The 16,494-nt window shown below is 61.6% G+C and carries 18 protein-coding genes; 11 read left to right on the top strand and 7 right to left on the bottom strand.

Annotated elements, in window-relative coordinates; genetic code table 11:
- Positions 1–152: 152 nt before the first annotated feature.
- Entirely contained in the window at positions 153–752 is a 600-nt protein-coding gene (locus tag BLU39_RS25975) for a hypothetical protein (RefSeq protein ID WP_092718774.1), read from the top strand.
- A gap of 189 nt (positions 753–941) precedes the next feature.
- Entirely contained in the window at positions 942–1,247 is a 306-nt protein-coding gene (locus tag BLU39_RS28425) for a hypothetical protein (RefSeq protein WP_139178492.1), read from the top strand.
- Positions 1,248–1,540: 293 nt separating this feature from the next.
- Here the strand turns inward: BLU39_RS28425 and rpoD are convergent, their stop codons facing one another.
- Positions 1,541–4,090 carry an RNA polymerase sigma factor RpoD gene (gene rpoD, locus BLU39_RS25970; protein WP_092718772.1) on the bottom strand — a complete coding sequence of 850 codons (2,550 nt, stop codon included), beginning with the start codon at positions 4,088–4,090 and terminating at the stop codon, positions 1,541–1,543.
- Positions 4,091–4,671: 581 nt separating this feature from the next.
- On the opposite strand from rpoD, the gene BLU39_RS25965 reads away from it, so the two are divergent.
- From BLU39_RS25965 to BLU39_RS25955, 3 genes are read left to right on the top strand one after another with little or no spacing between them, the layout of a single operon-like run.
- The gene (locus tag BLU39_RS25965) at positions 4,672–5,181 is read left to right on the top strand and encodes a ProQ/FINO family protein (protein WP_034758713.1); all 510 of its coding nucleotides are present in this window, start codon (positions 4,672–4,674) and stop codon (positions 5,179–5,181) included.
- Positions 5,182–5,190: 9 nt separating this feature from the next.
- Positions 5,191–5,838, top strand: coding sequence for a 3'-5' exonuclease (locus BLU39_RS25960; protein WP_092718769.1), 648 nt, complete (start codon positions 5,191–5,193; stop codon positions 5,836–5,838).
- A gap of 20 nt (positions 5,839–5,858) precedes the next feature.
- Positions 5,859–6,284: an SMI1/KNR4 family protein gene (locus BLU39_RS25955; protein WP_092718767.1), complete on the top strand. Its 426-nt coding sequence runs from the start codon at positions 5,859–5,861 to the stop codon at positions 6,282–6,284.
- Positions 6,285–6,305: 21 nt separating this feature from the next.
- On the opposite strand, the gene BLU39_RS25950 is transcribed toward BLU39_RS25955, so the two are convergent.
- Entirely contained in the window at positions 6,306–6,653 is a 348-nt protein-coding gene (locus BLU39_RS25950) for a DUF4870 domain-containing protein (protein WP_175539418.1), read from the bottom strand.
- 89 nt (positions 6,654–6,742) lie between these two features.
- Positions 6,743–8,164, bottom strand: coding sequence for an aminotransferase-like domain-containing protein (locus tag BLU39_RS25945; protein WP_092718765.1), 1,422 nt, complete (start codon positions 8,162–8,164; stop codon positions 6,743–6,745).
- A gap of 155 nt (positions 8,165–8,319) precedes the next feature.
- Between BLU39_RS25945 and BLU39_RS25940 the strand changes: the two genes are divergently transcribed.
- Both BLU39_RS25940 and BLU39_RS25935 read left to right on the top strand, forming a co-directional pair.
- Positions 8,320–9,042, top strand: coding sequence for a c-type cytochrome (locus BLU39_RS25940; protein WP_092718762.1), 723 nt, complete (start codon positions 8,320–8,322; stop codon positions 9,040–9,042).
- On the top strand, positions 9,039–10,313 hold the full coding sequence (locus BLU39_RS25935) for a c-type cytochrome (RefSeq protein WP_092718758.1): 1,275 nt from the start codon (positions 9,039–9,041) through the stop codon (positions 10,311–10,313). The genes BLU39_RS25940 and BLU39_RS25935 overlap by 4 nt, the downstream gene beginning before the upstream one ends.
- A 52-nt stretch (positions 10,314–10,365) precedes the next feature.
- Here BLU39_RS25935 and BLU39_RS25930 read toward each other — a convergent pair whose 3' ends face one another.
- Positions 10,366–11,001: a class I SAM-dependent rRNA methyltransferase gene (locus tag BLU39_RS25930; RefSeq protein ID WP_034758744.1), complete on the bottom strand. Its 636-nt coding sequence runs from the start codon at positions 10,999–11,001 to the stop codon at positions 10,366–10,368.
- Between the two features lie 188 nt (positions 11,002–11,189).
- Here BLU39_RS25930 and BLU39_RS25925 point away from each other — a divergent pair, with 188 nt between their 5' ends.
- On the top strand, positions 11,190–11,969 hold the full coding sequence (locus BLU39_RS25925) for a head GIN domain-containing protein (RefSeq protein WP_092718756.1): 780 nt from the start codon (positions 11,190–11,192) through the stop codon (positions 11,967–11,969).
- A gap of 61 nt (positions 11,970–12,030) precedes the next feature.
- On the opposite strand, the gene BLU39_RS25920 is transcribed toward BLU39_RS25925, so the two are convergent.
- Together BLU39_RS25920 and purU are read right to left on the bottom strand one after the other, a co-directional pair.
- Positions 12,031–12,573 (bottom strand): YaeQ family protein, encoded by a 543-nt coding sequence (locus tag BLU39_RS25920; protein WP_092718754.1) that lies wholly within the window; start codon positions 12,571–12,573, stop codon positions 12,031–12,033.
- A gap of 39 nt (positions 12,574–12,612) precedes the next feature.
- Positions 12,613–13,494, bottom strand: a complete 882-nt coding sequence (gene purU, locus BLU39_RS25915) for a formyltetrahydrofolate deformylase (RefSeq protein ID WP_034786194.1) — start codon at positions 13,492–13,494, stop codon at positions 12,613–12,615.
- Between the two features lie 345 nt (positions 13,495–13,839).
- Here purU and BLU39_RS25910 point away from each other — a divergent pair, with 345 nt between their 5' ends.
- The 3 genes from BLU39_RS25910 (at position 13,840) to BLU39_RS25900 (ending at position 15,468) form a co-directional block, all read left to right on the top strand.
- The gene (locus tag BLU39_RS25910; RefSeq protein ID WP_092718752.1) at positions 13,840–14,352 is read left to right on the top strand and encodes a phasin family protein; all 513 of its coding nucleotides are present in this window, start codon (positions 13,840–13,842) and stop codon (positions 14,350–14,352) included.
- A gap of 47 nt (positions 14,353–14,399) precedes the next feature.
- Positions 14,400–14,777, top strand: coding sequence for a KGG domain-containing protein (locus tag BLU39_RS25905; protein WP_092718749.1), 378 nt, complete (start codon positions 14,400–14,402; stop codon positions 14,775–14,777).
- A 178-nt stretch (positions 14,778–14,955) separates the two neighbouring features.
- Positions 14,956–15,468 (top strand): YgjP-like metallopeptidase domain-containing protein, encoded by a 513-nt coding sequence (locus BLU39_RS25900; protein WP_034758768.1) that lies wholly within the window; start codon positions 14,956–14,958, stop codon positions 15,466–15,468.
- A gap of 100 nt (positions 15,469–15,568) precedes the next feature.
- Here BLU39_RS25900 and BLU39_RS29080 read toward each other — a convergent pair whose 3' ends face one another.
- The gene (locus BLU39_RS29080; RefSeq protein ID WP_232731349.1) at positions 15,569–16,165 is read right to left on the bottom strand and encodes a PEP-CTERM sorting domain-containing protein; all 597 of its coding nucleotides are present in this window, start codon (positions 16,163–16,165) and stop codon (positions 15,569–15,571) included.
- Positions 16,166–16,494 lie beyond the last annotated feature (329 nt).

Raw genomic sequence — 16,494 nt, 5'->3', positions numbered from 1 at the left:
AATCCGGAGGGCGAACCGCAGACCTCGGCATTTACAAGCCCCAGATGAAAATGCAGTCCAGTCTTAGCTGAACGGCATCACAACGTGGAGGGTGTTTATTTTCCCATAAGTTGATATACTGACATTTTTTATCACGGTAACTTTGGAAAACAATGAAACTCATATCGCGACTTTCCAATGCCGCCATGTTGGCGACGATGTTGTCTGGCTGTGTCATCGCCCCCATTCCTATTGATAATCTGTCTTATAAGGGTGTCGCCAAGGTCAGAACAGATAAGACAGCGAGCATACTCATCACGTCGAGCGGCATTGGTGGCATCAACAGTACCACCCTGATGCCTGCTGGCGGCATTCTGATTCCGATGGCGCAAAAATCAAATGGCAAGGTTTTCGAGTCTGATTCCCAGCAGGAATTTGCGGCATCACTGAAGAAGGAACTCCTAAGGCTCGGCATCGTCAAGGACATCACAAGCAACACGGCAGAGAAAGCGGATATTATGATCGCCATTAATATCGACCGCGCAAGGTTCAATGGCGACAGAGTTGAATTTCTGCTCGATATCTCCATGCTAGTCAGTGGCGCAACGTCCCCTTCGCTGCACCGCTATAAAGTGGTCTCGACCGAAGGCGATTCCCTCTTGGATCTGTACAATACCAACGGCGCCGAGGCGCGGGTAAAACTTGCCCAGAAAATGCTCGATCGCCTGATTCCCGATATCGAGGCCTATGCATTAACCTTGCCACCTGGCTGACAGGAATCACCTGAGCGCCGGTGTTCGCGCCGGCCCTCCTTCCGTCGTTATCGTCATTACCATGCGCATAGAAATGCAAAACAGTTACCACTCTCATCAGTATTTTTCGACGCAGTCTTCTATTGCGCCACCATCGCGCCAGCATTAGTCTCGGCACTCGCTTCATGGTGGGCGACAGGCTGCTAATCCATGAACGTGTTTGGTCACCAGCGACCGGATTCTATCCGCCTTTCAACATCGCCAATACATCGTCGAATACAAAAACGCCAAGATATTCACCGTCGAGGCCAAAATGAACCGACGAGATTGCCTGCCAGGCTAAAAGCAAAAATCGATAGCATTATCAACAAAGAAACTGTTTGCGCCACAGCCCCAAAGCGGGCTATTGACAGCCTTAATCGAGCGCCGCTGGAAATGGTACCCACCAAGTTACACGTACCTGCCAACGCCGGCACCACCGTTGAGTTTTTTAAAAACCCATTCAGGCAGGCCTGAGCGCCATGCACAAGCATGGCGGCGAACTAAGTCCGATGCTTGCGGCAGGAACTGCAAGCTGGGATAAAGACAGGGCCGTGGTTGCTACGGCGCTTGCCCCATTGTCAGCCATACGTTAGTCGATGTACTCCTCGATCACAAACACAGCATTGAGCGCTATGAAGATGCCTTGTTCGACTTGGCCGCCGTAGCGGACAAAAAATGGTGCGCCACAAAAACAGAAAATCTATACCCTGCAGGCATGGACGAAAAAAAAGGAGGCTTGCGCCTCCTTTTCATTACCTGCCGACCACTTAGTTTTGCGTCAAGAACGTTTTCAGCTTGTCCGAACGCGAAGGCTGGCGCAGCTTGCTCATGGCTTTCGCCTCGATCTGGCGGATGCGCTCGCGCGTCACGTCGAACTGCTTGCCCACCTCTTCCAGGGTGTGGTCGTTCGACATTTCCACGCCGTAACGCATGCGCAGCACCTTCGCTTCGCGCGGCGTCAGGGAATCGAGCACTTCCTTGATCACGTTGCGCATCGATGCGTGCAGCGCGGCGTCCAGCGGCGCCAGGGTGGTGTTGTCTTCGATGAAGTCGCCCAATTGTGAATCGCCATCTTCGCCCATCGGCGTTTCCATGGAAATCGGCTCTTTCGCGATCTTCATGATTTCGCGCACCTTGTTTTCCGGCATTTCCATCTTGACGGCCAGGGTCGCCAGGTCCGGCTCGCTACCCGTTTCCTGCATGATCTGGCGCGAGATGCGGTTCATCTTGTTGATCGTTTCGATCATGTGCACCGGCACGCGGATGGTGCGGGCCATGTCGGCGATCGAACGCGTGATGGCCTGGCGTATCCACCAGGTGGCGTAGGTCGAGAACTTGTAGCCGCGGCGGTATTCGAATTTGTCGACGGCCTTCAGCAAGCCGATGTTGCCTTCCTGGATCAGATCGAGGAATTGCAAGCCGCGGTTGATGTATTTCTTGGCGATCGAAATGACCAGGCGCAAGTTGGCGACCGTCATTTCGCGTTTCGCGTGACGCGCACGCTTTTCGCCGGCAGCCATCTGCTTGTTGATCTTGCGCAAGTCAGCCAGCGGCAGGGCCACGCGCGCTTGCAGGTCGATCATCTTCTTTTGCAGTTCCTTGACGGCAGGCACGTTGCGGCTGAGGATGGCGCTGTACGGATACTTGCAATCGACTTCGCGGTCGACCCATTCCAGGTCGCATTCATTGCCCGGGAACACCTTGATGAAGTGGGCGCGCGGCATGCCGCATTTGTTCACGCACAGTTCCAGTACGGCGCGCTCGATGTGGCGCACTTCTTCCATCTGGCCGCGCAAGGTGTCGCACAGCTTTTCCACGACCTTGGCCGTGAAGCGGATGCCCAGCAATTCCTGCGAAATGGCTTCCTGCGCCTTGATGTAGGCTTTCGAGTTGTAGCCCTCTGGCGCCTTGCGCATCTTGTCGTACTGCGTGGAAATGACGTTGAATTTCTCCAACGCATTCTTTTTCAGTTGCGCCAATTGCTCGCTCGAGAAACCGGCCGCGCCGCCATTGGCGTCGCCGTCTTCTTCCTCGGCTTCTTCTTCCTCTTCCTCGTCGTCAGCGCTGGCGGCGGCAGGCGCGGCGGCAGCGGCCGGTGCCGGGGCATTGCTTTCGTTCAAATCGACGAAGCCGTCGACTACTTCATCGACCTTGATTTCGTCGCGCGCGATTTTCTGCGACAGCGCGACGATTTCGCCGATCGTGGTCGGGCAGGCGGAAATGGCCTGGATCATGTCTTTCAGGCCGCCTTCGATGCGCTTGGCGATCTCGATCTCGCCTTCGCGCGTCAGCAGCGCCACGGCGCCCATTTCACGCATGTACATGCGCACGGGGTCGGTGGTGCGGCCGAAGTCGGAGTCGACGGTCGACAAGGCGGTCGCGGCAGCCGCTTCCACTTCATCGTCGCTGGTGACGGTGGCGACGTTGTCAGTCAACAACAGGCTTTCCGCGTCAGGGGCGCGCTCGTAGACGGCGATGCCCATGTCGTTGAAGGTGGCGATGATGCCTTCGATCGCTTCCGGATCGATGATGTTTTCCGGCAATTGGTCATTGATCTCGGCATAGGTCAGGAAACCGCGTTCCTTGCCCATGTTGATCAAGCCCGTGATCTGCTTGCGGCGGCGTTCCAGGTCCGCTGCCGATGCTTCCGGATCGCCCAGCGCATCGGCCAGGCCGCCCTTGGCCTTGCGGTCGCGCGCTTTCGACACGGCCTTCAGTTCGGCGCGTTCGACGGCGTTCAGCGCCGCCACTTCATCGTTTTCCGGCGTGAATTCGCTCGGCTTGCGGCCACGGCGGCCTGGCACCTTGACGGTTGGCAGGAAGTAATTCGATGTGTCGATGGCGGCCAGGGCATCGGCGTCCGTGGTCTTGCTGACCACTTGCGCGCCGGTGATGATGGTCACGGGCGCCGCTTCCGGCTTGGCACGCACGACTTTCGAACGGGCAGCCGTCACCACTTTGTTCGTGGCGGCGCTTTCGCTGACCTTGCGCGGCGTGGCCGGGGCCTTGGCGCCCGGGGCGATCTTCACGCTCGGCGTCTTGGCCGGTGCAGCCTCGACTACCTCGGCAACGGCCTCGACGGCCGGCGCGGCGACGGGCGCTTCCGCTGCCGTCTCGGCCGGTGGCACGGCGGCCAGGCGCGAGCGGCTTTTCTTCACCACGGTGACGACGGTCGGCGCCGTCGTGACGGTGGCTTCCGGATTCGCTTGCGCATTATCGATGAAGTAAGATAAAGTCGTTTTGGGTACGGCAAGCGGCGCCGCGGCTGGGCGTGGCGCCTTGGCGGACAACGTTAAAGTTTTTGGCGTATTCTTCATGAGATATCTCTTAATGCGAGACCAGATGGTGTCGGCGCGAAGTGAATGATTCCACCTAAGCCTGCGAAACCGGACTCGATGGAGCGTATTGTTGCGGCTGCCGTGTTAACGGCAGCGGCGCCTGTCTATCGGGACGTTCAAAGCCCGCGCATCCGTCATGCGGAGCGGCGGACCGTACGGCGAGGCCGGAGCCGGGTCAGATAAATAAGCGATGTACATTGCGGAATGAAAAAAAGCCCGTACCAGAACGGGCTTGAATCTATTGTTGTTCAGTGAAGACACAGCGGAGAGCAAGATTATGCACGAAGGCCAGTTATCTGGATAATTGATAAGCAAAATATCTGATATCAAAAATAACAATAATGATGGCCCTGCACCGCACTGCTCCTATCCCCTGCACACCTGAGCCAGACCGTCGAAAACGGGGTCCAGTCATCAGCGCAAGCCGACATTATACACATTTCCCGCATTTCGCGCTGCGTCGGCTGTAGCGCGAAGCCGCTTATCGCAGGTCAAGTTGCCAAAAAAGACAATGCACTTGCCTGTGGCGCGTGCTATGCTCCCCTTTTATAGCCCAACCAATGATGTCGATGACCAGCTCCACGCCAGACCAGCAAGCCACCACTCCTGACACGCCAGTCGATGCAGCCCCAGCGGCGGCACCGGCCGCAGCGACCACACCGGCGCCTGCCGGCCTGACCGCGCGCGCCCTGCTGAAACAGTTCCAGGAGCAATTCCCGCCATTCCGCGATTGCCTGCCCTTGTCCATCGGTATCGACAAGCAGATCCTGGCGCGCCTGCCGGACCTGGACCGCAAGCTGATGCGCACGGCGCTGGGCATCCACACGGGTTCGCTGCGCTACCTGCGCGTGATGGAAAAAGCCAAGGTACGCTACGACCTCGACGGCACTGCCGGCGCGGAAGTGACGCAAACCCACCGCGATCACGCCACGCAGGTATTGCAGCAGCGCTTCAAGAAGGAAGCCGAGCGCAAGAAAGCCGAGCGCGACGCGGCCGCCGCCGAAGAAGCGAACCGCTTGCGCCTGGAAAAACTGAATCAGCTGACCGCGAAATTCTCGCGCAAGGGCTGATCCGGTTTCATGGACACAGTTGCCGCACCGCCACTGCCCCCCTATCAAGGCATCACCCTCGACCACGTCAAGCTGGTACGCACCAGCGACGATGCGCAGGCGGCCATGACCGCCCTGCTGGCGGCCGACGCCATCGGCTTCGATACAGAATCGAAGCCGACGTTCGTCAAGGGCGAGTCTTCCACGGGTCCGCATTTGATCCAGCTGGCCACCGACGACATCGCCTACCTGTTCCAGGTGGGCAGCACGCCGGCGCCGGCTCTGGCCGAACTCAAAGCCATCCTCGAATCGACGACCACCCTGAAAGTGGGTTTCGGCCTGTCCGACGACGTCAAGCGCCTGCGCAACAAGCTCGGCATCGCCCCGGCCCAGGTGCTCGACCTGTCCGTCGCCCTGCGCGGCGGCCAGCGCAACGACCTGGGTGCGAAGACGGCCGTGGCCAAGTTCTTCGGCTTGCACCTGCAGAAATCGAAAAAGATCTCGACCACCAATTGGGCCACGTCGCGCCTGACGGAAAAGCAGATACTGTACGCGGCCGACGACGCGCAAGTGGCCCTGCGCGTGTACCGCCGCTGGATCGCCGAAGGCGGCAAGGTCACGCCGCAAAAAGCCCCGCGTGCCAGCACGCCGCCTGCCGCGCCGCCCGCCCCCGCCTGAAACTGGCGCCTTCCCGCAACATGAACAAGAGCAAGTCCATCGGCACCACGCTTGAGGCGATCGCCGACGCCGAACAGGCGCTGGGGCGAGCGCTGCCCGCGTCCTACGTGCAATGGTTGTTGGTGAACAATGGCCGCGCGCTGGGCGCCTTGAGCGTATTTCCCGTCTACGACGCGGCCAATGCGCGCAAGACGTGGGAATCGATCGAGCGCTACTACAACACGGGCTGGCAGGAATGGCTGGAGAATGTGGATGGCGGCAACGAGGCCAGCGCCCTGCTGCCCTTCGCCCAGTTCGGCACGGGCGATTACTATTGTTTTGACTATGCGCAAACGGGACCATCGGGCGAGCCGGTGGTCGTGCTGTGGTCGCACGAAACAGGCGCCACCAGCGCGGTGGCGCCCGACTTTGCGTCATTGCTGATACTGCCCGGCCGCCCGGGCTGAAACCCGGCGGCCGGCGCAGCCTTATTTGACCAGACGCAAGGTCAGGGGATAGCGGTAAGTGACTCCATTGCTGGCCTTGACTGCCGCCACGATCGAGCACACCAGGTTGGCCAGCGCCACGATCCAGAACAGGAACAGGCCGATCAGCACGAACGACAGGACGAAGCAGGCGAAATACCAGATGATCAGGGTGATCTGGAAATTGAGCGCTTCGCGGGCGTTCTCGGCCGAGAATTTATCCGCATCATCCTTCTTGATCAAATAAATGATCAGCGGCGCCACCCAGCTGGTGAACAGGCCGCCAACGTGGGACAGGATGGCGATCGTCGTATCTTGCGTACGACCCACTTCCGGCTGCGTGTTGTCCATTATCATTCCCATCATTAGTTATAGATACATCAATATAACAGTAATATTTCTTTTTGAAATGAAACACTTGCTGCTGCAAGGGACTTTTTTCAGGTACCGCTTGTCGCCGCCTGCGCCAGCCGCCCCAGGGTGGCGATGGCCGCTTCCAGCTGCGGACTCCACGGGTGGCCGTAATTGAGGCGGATGCAGTGGCGAAACGCGCGCGTGGCGGAAAAAATGGGGCCGGGCGCGATGCTGATGCCGGCCGCCAGCGCGCTGCGGTGCAAGGCCAGCGCATCGATACCCACTGGCATCTCCACCCACACGAAATAGCCGCCCTGCGGCCGCGTCACCCTTGTACCGGGCGGAAAATGCACGGCGATGGCTTGCAGCATGGTGTGTTGCTGCGCCGCCAGGGTCAGCCGCAGCTGACGCAAATGGCGGTCGTAGCCGCCTTGCGCCAGGTAATCGGCCAGCGCCATCTGCAGGGGGATGGGCGCCGACAGGCTGGTCGTCAGCTTCAAGCGCTGGACCTGGCGCGCGTAGCGGCCGGCCACGGCCCAGCCCAAACGAAAACCCGGTGCCAGGGTCTTGGAAAACGAGCTGCAATGCATGACGAGGCCCGCGCTGTCGTGGCTTTTCGTCAGGCCCGGGCGCTGCTTGCCAAAGTACAGCTCGCCATACACGTCATCCTCGATCAGCGGCACGCCGTGGCGCGCCAGCAATTCGGCCAGCGCGCGCTTTTTTTCCGGCGGCATCAGGCTGCCCAGGGGATTCTGGAAACTCGTCATCAGCCAGCACGCCTTGGGCTGCTGGCGTTGCAGCAACTCTTCCAGCGCGGCCAGGTCGACGCCGTCGCGCGGACTGGTGGCGATCTCGACCGCCTTGAGTTCCAGCCGCTCCAGCGCCTGCAGGCATGCATAGAAACTGGGCGACTCGATCAGCACCGTGTCGCCGGGCCGCGTGACGGCTTGCAGGCACAGGTTCAGCGCTTCCAGCGCGCCATTCGTGATGACGATGTCGTCGCTGGACACGGGCACGCCGTCGAGCTGGTAGCGCAAGGCGATCTGGCGGCGCAGTTCCGCATTGCCCAGGGACAAATCCGTGACGGTGCTCCACGGGTCGAGGCGGCGCATGCTGGCCGACACGGCCCGCGCCAGCCGTTCCATCGGGAACAGCTGCGGACTGGGAAACGCCGAGCCGAACGGCACGATATCGCGCGCGCCCACGGCGCCCAGCACGTCGAACACGAGGTCGCTGACGTCGACGGTGGTGCTGGCGGCCAGCGGGTGCGAACTGTCCGGCTCGGGGGCCAGCGCGGCGCGCTGCGGCGCCACGTAATAGCCGGAGCGGGGACGCGAGACGATCATGCCGCGTGCTTCGAGCAAATAATAGGCCTGGAATACCGTCGACGGGCTCACGCCCCTGCGCGCATGCTGCTGGCGCACGGACGGCAATTTTTCACCGGGCAACAGCAGCTGCGTGCTGATCATGGCGGCGACTTCTTCCGCCAATTCCTCATATCGTTTCAACCCTGCTCCTCAAACTGATCCGTGGTTTTATTGCACAACTGATCCTGTTACAGTGACAGCACCCGGTATATGCTAGGCTCATAAAAATTAGCCGGGCAGCAACACCGGTACACCATATCGACCGACGAGACAGGCTATTGTCCATGCAACTCTCCATGCTACCGCATTCCCTCTCCATGCTGGCACTGGCCCTCGTGCTGCCCGGCATGGCGCTGGCCGCGCCCGCTGCCATCTCCGCCAGCCACGACAGCCTGGAGCAGCGCATCAAGGCGTGCACGTCCTGTCATGCGCAACAGGAAAAGCACGACGCCTTCTTTCCCCGCATCGCCGGCAAGCCTGCCGGCTACCTGTACAACCAGCTGCTGAATTTTCGCGAGGGACGGCGTCAGTATCCGATGATGAACTACATGGTCGAACACTTGCCGGACGATTATCTGCGCGAAATCGCCGAATATTTTGCGGCACAACACCCTGCCCCGCCGCCGGCCCAGCCCAGCGGCGCCGGCGCATCGGCCCTGGCGCGGGGACAGCAACTGGTGCTGCGCGGTGACGCCGGCAACAAGATTCCCGCCTGTATCGCCTGCCACGGCCAGCAGCTGGCCGGCGTGGCGCCCGCCATCCCCGGCTTGCTGGGCTTGCCGCGTGACTATATCAACGCCCAGCTGGGCGCGTGGAAGAACGGCATCCGCCGCGCCCACGCGCCCGACTGCATGGCGCAAGTGGCGCAGCGCCTGTCCGACGCGGACGTGGGCGCCGTCTCGGCCTGGCTGGGCACGCAGGTGGCCAGCGCCGACGCGCGCCCCGCCAGCAGCATCGCCCTGCCCTTGCCGCTGCATTGCGGCGGCGTGCCCGGTTCCAGCGCGCAGGTGGCGCCATGAAAAAATGGATGATCGCGGCCGCCATCGTGGCCATCGGCGCGGCCGGCGCCAGGTTCGTGCTGTACCCGGGCGACGACGCGGGTCCACCCGCCGTGGCCAGCCCCCTGAGCCAGGAACAGCTGGTCGCGCGCGGCGCCTACCTGGCCAAGGCGGGCGACTGCATGGCCTGCCACACGACGCGCGGCGGCGTACCGTACGCGGGCGGACGGGCCTTGCAGACGCCGTTCGGCAAGGTGCTCTCGCCCAACATCACGGCCGACAAGGAAACGGGCATCGGCAACTGGACGGCTGACGATTTCTGGCGCGCCATCCACAACGGCAAGTCCAAGGATGGCCGCTTGCTGTATCCGGCCTTTCCTTACACCAGCTACACCAAGGTGCAGCGCGAGGACAGCGACGCCCTGTACGCGTATTTCCAGAGCGTGCCGCCGCACAAACAGGCGAACGCACCGCATGCGCTGCGCTTTCCCTACAATCAGCAGATCGCGCTGGCCGCCTGGCGCGCCCTGTATTTCAAGCCGGGCGTGTACCAGCCGCTCACAAACAAAAGCATGGAATGGAACCGCGGCGCCTACCTGGTGCAGGGCCTGGGCCACTGCAGCGCCTGCCATAGCAGCCGCACTACCCTGGGCGGCAGCGACGACGGCCTGTCGGGCGGCCTGATCCCCGTGCTGGGCTGGTACGCGCCGTCGCTGACGTCGGATGCGGAAGCGGGCCTGGGCGACTGGGATACGGCGCATATCGTGGAATTGCTGCAAACGGGCGTGTCGCCGCGCGCCACCGTCTTCGGCCCCATGGCGGAAGTCGTGCGGCAAAGCTTGCAGCACATGAGCACGGCCGACGTGCAGGCGATGGCCGTCTATCTGAAAAGCATGCCCGGCCCCGCGCAGCCTGCGCAACGGGCGCCGCGCGACACGTCAGAGCAAGCCAGGCAGCAACTGGCGCTGGGCGCGAAACTGTATGAGGCGCAATGCGCAAGCTGCCACCAGGCCGACGGCAAGGGCGTGCCACCGGGCTACCCGCCACTGGCCGGCAACCGCGCGCTGACGACGCAGTCAGCCGTCAACGCCATCCGCCTCGTGCTCAACGGCGGCTTCGCGCCCGGGACAAAAGGCAACCCGCGCCCCTACGGCATGCCGCCGTTCGGCCCCGTCATGGATGACGCGGAAGTGGCGGCCGTGGTGACCTTTCTGCGCGCGTCGTGGGGCAATGATGCGCCGGCCGTGTCGGCCCTGGAGGTGAACAGATACCGCAGCGTGCCGCTGGAATAGGAGACATGAAAAAGCCGGCTCGCGCCGGCTTTTTCATGAACCACAGCAGTCCTCAGCGGAACTTGCTCTTGTGCCCCGTCTTGAGGTCCAGCGCATAGCGTACGCCGTTATCCGTCAGCATGACTTCATCGGGCGGCTCCTCGCCGGCCAGGGCGCCGTCGATCAGGGGCAAGCCTTCGCCCTTGCGCATCAGGTCGTCGCAGCGCTCGTACACGTTGGCGCAACCGGTGGACGCCATCAGCGATTGCACGATGGCCACTTTCCACGCGTCGACGCCGCCGGCGTTGAATTCGCAGATCAGATAGCCTTGCACGCCGCCAAACAGCTGCACCACCAGGCCGGGCAAGCCCTCGTCTTCGCCCTTGATCAGGGTCAGCAGCTGGTTTTCGCCCGCCTTTTTGATGGCTGGCAGTTTTTTCTCGATGGCGGCCTTGACCCGGCGCTTGATCAGCGCGTGGTCGACCGGTTCGTCTTCCTTGAAGCTCCAGATGCGCGCGCGGATCTGCGACTTCGAATTGTAGGCGGCGCGGGCAATGAACTGCTTCGAGGAGCTTTGCACGATGGCCGTCGAGCCGGGCTTCATTTTTTCCTGCGGCTTGCCTTCGACTTTTTCGATCGCGGACGCGTATATCCACGATTGGCCCAGCAAGCTCTTTTCCTTGCCCTGTTTGATGGTGATGATCAGCATGTAATTCCAGTAGTGTGGCCAGCGCGTGCCGGCCGTCGTAAGTCCAATACCGGCATGATACCTCATGCCATCCTGTCGCAGCCTTCTGCATTCCATGCCGCCGCTGGCGCAGTCTGTCGCAGGGCGATACGCGGGCGCGGCCGGCTGGCATACCATGCGTGCAGATCAATTCAAAACAGGGAGCAAGAATGACACAGCCACTTTTCCACCGCCGCCATGCCGGCGCCGCCATGCTGCTGGCCGCCTGCGCGCTGGCCATCCCGGCCGCGCCGGCCCTGGCCTCGCCGCTCGACTGGATTTCCGGCAACAGCATCCAGGGCAGCGGCAAGCTGCAAAAGCAGACGCGCGACGTAGGCAGTTTCCATGCCGTGGCGCTGAACGTGCCGGGCAATGTCGAACTGCGCATCGGCAACACGGACAGCATCACCATCGAAGCGGACGACAATATCCTGCCGCTGATCGACACGGCCGTGGAAAACGGCACCCTGCGCATCCGCCCCGCCAAGCGCAACGCCAACTTCCGCCAGAGCAGCCTGACCATCGTCATCCAGGCGCGCCAGGTGGAACGCGTCAGCGTGGGCGGCTCGGGCAACATCACGGCAACGGGCTTGCGCGCCGAGAACCTGCGCTTCGACGTGGGCGGCTCCGGCTCCATCAACGCGCGCGACCTCGACAGCCGCCAGGTTTCAGTCGCCATCGGCGGCAGCGGCGGCTTCAAGGCCAGCGGCAAGACGGAGCAACTGACGGCATCGATCGGCGGCTCGGGCAATATCCAGGCAGGCCGCCTTGCCGCGCGCGAAGTGCAGGTGAGCATCGGCGGCTCGGGCGAAGCCACCGTGTGGGCCAAGGAGGACCTGACCATCAGCATCGGCGGTTCGGGCGAAGTGAACTACTACGGAGATCCGCGCATCAGCCGCAGCATGCAGCGTTCGAGCAGCATCAAGCGCCTGGGCGCAGCACCGAATTGATCAATCACAATGAGAAAAGCCCGGATCGCTCCGGGCTTTTTTGCGTTTCAGACAGCAGGCATCAGCGGGCCGGCTTTACCGGTTCGCGGTCGATCAGCACCGTGTTGACGCTGTCCGTCAGCCAGATCTGGCCATCCTGGATCGTGCATTGCAGCTGCATCGTGCGCTGCGCCAGCTTGCTCATCTCTTGCGCCGCCTCGGATGGCAGGTTGATCACGGTCAGGTTTTTCGCCCGCTCCAGCTTGTTGGCGATCTGCTTCCACCAGATGTGGCTCGTTGCGCCATAACTGTAGACGATGACCTGCTCCGAACGGCCGCAAGCCTTCAGGATGCGCTTTTCGTCGGGCTGGCCTACTTCGATCCACAGCTGGATGGCGCCCGTCAGGTCTTTCTGCCACAGGTCGGGCTCTTCCGTGTCGAACAGGCCCTTGGTAAACGTCAGCGCCTCGTCGGCGTGGATGGCGAACGCCAGCAGGCGCACCATCATGCGCTCGTCCGTCTCGGACGGGTGGCGCGCCAGGGTCAGCGCGTGATCCTGGTAGTAATTGCGGTCCATGTCGGCGATCTGCAGATCGCATTTGAAAATTGTTGCTTTGAGGGCCATCGTGTTTCTGTCTCGGTAAAGTAAATAGTGAAGTCGGTATCAGCGGAAAACCACCGTCTTGTCGCCATTTTTCAAGATGCGGTGCTCGACGAACCATTTTACGGCGCGTGCCAGCACGACGCATTCCACGTCGCGGCCGATGGCCGTCAGGGTTTCCGCATCCATCGCATGGTCGACGCGCTCGACGTCCTGCTCGATGATCGGGCCTTCGTCCAGGTCGCCCGTGACGAAATGGGCCGTCGCGCCGATCAGCTTGACGCCGCGGTGATGCGCCTGCGCATACGGCTTGGCGCCCTTGAAGCTGGGCAGGAAGGAATGGTGGATATTGATGGCGCGGCCGTCGAGTGCCTGGCACAGGCCCGGCGACAGGATTTGCATGTAGCGCGCCAGCACCACCAGGTCGATCTTGTGCGTGTCCATCAAGTCGATGATCTTCGCTTCCTGCGCCAGCTTGGCCGCTTCCGGCGCGCCGGCCGCCAGCGGCAGGTGGTGGAAGGGAATATTGTAGCTGGCCGCCAGCTGGTAGAACTCCATGTGGTTCGACACGATGGCGGGAATTTCCACGTTCAGCAAACCGCTCTTGTAGCGGAACAGCAAATCGTTCAGGCAATGGCCGATCTTCGACACCATCAGCATCACGCGCGGCTTGACGCGCGCATCGTGCAGCTGGCCGTGGAAGGGGCCATTCAACTGCATGGCTTGCGACAGGTCGGCAAAATCGCTGCGCAGCTGGGCGTCGCTGACGGCGCCGTCTTCCAGCGCGAAATGCACGCGCATGAAGAACAGCTGCGATTCCTGGTCGCCGAACTGGGCGGAATCGAGGATGTTGCAGCCGCGCTCGGCCAGGAAGCCGGAGACGCGGTGCACGATGCCGCGCTGGTCCAGGCAGGACAGGGTCAGGATGTATTCGGGATGCGTCATGGTCGCGGAAATAGGTCAAAAAGTAAGGCGATGCTCGGCTCAGCCACGCGCGCCGGCCATCGGCTGCGCTGCCGCGAGCCGGCTATTGTCGCACGCCCGGGCCAGTAAACATGCATTTTCCACACAAGCGGCATGGCTGCCGACTGCGGCAGGCTGATTGACGTTCATTTGATCTGGCACAAAGTCACCGCGTTTTTTCATCTGCCAGACCCCATTCTCACGCCAAACCGGCATCGGCCATGGAACCTGGCGCGCCGTTGGGCGTCTATCCCTTTGCTTGTTTCACCATCCGCCGCACCCGGTGCACCGGGTGTTTTCTGGATCCGCTTTTCATTGAGGTAGAACATGTTCACAAACAGTATGTCCCCCAGTTTCAGCCCCGCCCTGAAGTCCCATCTCGAGGCCCAGTGCAATTTCGCCACGGAACTATCGCGCAAGATGTTCGATACAGTGCAGCAACTGAGCGAGCTGCATCTGCGGCTGGCGCAAGACTTGCTGCAGGAATGGAGCAGCGCCAGCCAGCAACTGCTGTGTGCGCGCGACACGGGCGAGTTCATGTCGCTGGCCGCCGCCCAGGTGCAGCCGGGCGGCGACAAGCTGCGCCAGTACCAGCAGCAACTCGGCAATCTCGTCGCCAACGCCAATGTCGAGATGAACCGCACGGCAGAGAACCACCTGCCCGAAGCGAGCCGCACGGCCGTGGCTTTCGCCGACGAAGTGGTACGCAAGACGGCGGAAGAGACGGAAAAAGCCACGCAGCGCCAGCGTGAAATGATCGAAAAAATGCATGCCACGGGCCACCGCGATGGCGCGGGCCGCAACCACGAAACCAGCAGGCAATCCGAGCAGGCGCATTGAACACCTGCATTGACCACTTGACCCCACTCGACAGCAAGGAGAGCGACATGGCTAGCAATCAAGGTAATGAACAGGGCAAAGGCGCTGGCAGCAGCCAGAAAGCCGGCGAATCGGGCAGCGGCAAAGGCACGAGCAAGCGCGGTTTCGCCGCCATGAACGAGGAACAGCAACGCGAAATTGCCAGCAAGGGCGGCCAGGCAGCCCATCAAAAAGGCACGGCGCATGAATTCGACTCGGAAGAAGCACGCCGTGCCGGGCAGAAAGGCGGCGAAGCCGTCAGCCGTAACCGCGAACACATGGCGGAAATCGGCCGCAAGGGCGGCGAAAGCCGGCAATCGGCCCAGCGCGCCAATGAAAGCCGCGGCACGACGGCGCGCAGCAGCACTGGCCGGCAGGGCGGCAAGGACGAAGACGACAAGGGCTGACGAGGGCTGGCGGGACTGGCCGGGCTGAGCGGCTCGGCACGGTAGCGCGCAGCTTGACGCAGGAAGGCACGGGGCGGCCCTGGCGGCCCCGTGCAAGGGTTGGCGCAGCGCCGGGCGCGGCGGTATGGTACATTCTCGCCTTACCGACACCTCCGCGCCACGCCCCGCCCTTCCCCGCATGCAGCCATCCCTGAAATACCTGAGCGCCTATTCCGAACAAACGCAAGCGCAAGTGCAGCAACTGATCGCACAGGACAAGCTGGGCGACGTTTTGTTGAAACGCTATCCGAACGCGCACGATGTGCGCAACGACAAGGCTTTATACCAGTATGTGCAGGACTTGAAGAATGAATTCCTGCGCAATGCGGAACCCATCAACAAGGTGGCGTTCGACAGCAAGATCCATGTGATCCAGCATGCGCTGGGCTTGCACACCTCGATTTCGCGCGTGCAGGGCGGCAAGCTCAAGGCCAAGCATGAAATCCGCGTGGCCACCATGTTCAAGGAAGTGCCGCTGGAATTCCTGCGCATGATCGCCGTGCACGAGCTGGCGCACGTCAAGGAAAAGCAGCACGACAAGGCGTTCTACAAGCTGTGCACGTATATGGAACCGCAATACCACCAGTACGAATTCGACGTGCGCCTGTACCTGACCCAGCTCGACCTGTCGGGCCAGCGCCTGTGGTCATGACGTCCGGCGCATGAAGCCCACATGACAATGCCGCCCGGGGCATCCACTGGGCGGCATTGTCATTGTTACTGATGCCGGCAGGCCGGCCTCATGCTCAGGTTCAGGCGGCGTTCTTGCGGCGGCGCAGGAAGGCCAGCAGGCCCAGTCCGCCCAGCATCATGCCGTAGGTGGCCGGTTCCGGCACGGCGCTGACGGTGGCCGCGATATTGTCGACCTGGAAGGTATGCAAGGCGCCTTCCTTCCACGTTGCCGACAGCAGATTGCTGAAACCCGTAAACGTGTAATCGGCAAAGGTGTGGCCGCCACCGAGGGTAAAGGTCTGGCTCACCGTGCCGCCGCCCACCTGGTGGCCGACGAACGTCACGTCAAAGGAACCGGGCAAGCTCACGAAGTCGGCCAGGCTGATCGAGCCCAGCGAGAAAGCGGCGCCATCGGCACGGCTCAGGGTGGTCGTCGACAGGGGCGTCGCGCCGAGACCGGCCGAACCGGCATAGGCGAAGCTATCCTGATGTGCCGAGCTCAGCAGTCCGAGGAAGCTGCTGTCGAAGTTGTAGCCGCCTTCGGAGTAGGATTTGAACACGGAACCGAAGTAGCCCGGTTGTTCCAGCGAATCGAAGCCGATGATGGTGGTTTGGGCTTGGGCGCCGCCAGCGGCGGCGAGAATGGCGGCGACCGCGGTCGCTCGCAAGAAGGTCATAGGTTTCAAAATAGCATCCTTTCGAGATGATGAAGTAGCGTGGTTGGGGCAACTTGAAACGGGTCGGCACCTTTTTTGGGAGTCTGTACAACGCTCGTCGGTGTCCGATATTCCTAACTTTGAACCCTGCCAGTAAACCACACCCATGCCTAAAAAGCATCTTCATTTTCAAAAAAACATGCTGCAGATACAATTTTTTTGCCATATTTTTATTAATTGAGTCGCCAAGCCCGATCAATTTTCCCGTGCAGAAATAAAAAAGCCATGCGGTGCGCACCGCATGGCCCTTGCAAGCGACAGGAAACAGCTGACCGGCGGCCAGGCAGACA

Source organism: Janthinobacterium sp. OK676 (assembly GCF_900103595.1).
Lineage (GTDB): Bacteria > Pseudomonadota > Gammaproteobacteria > Burkholderiales > Burkholderiaceae_D > Janthinobacterium.
The sequence above is the reverse complement of the archived record's forward strand: the minus strand, read 5'-3'. Positions and strand labels throughout refer to the sequence as shown.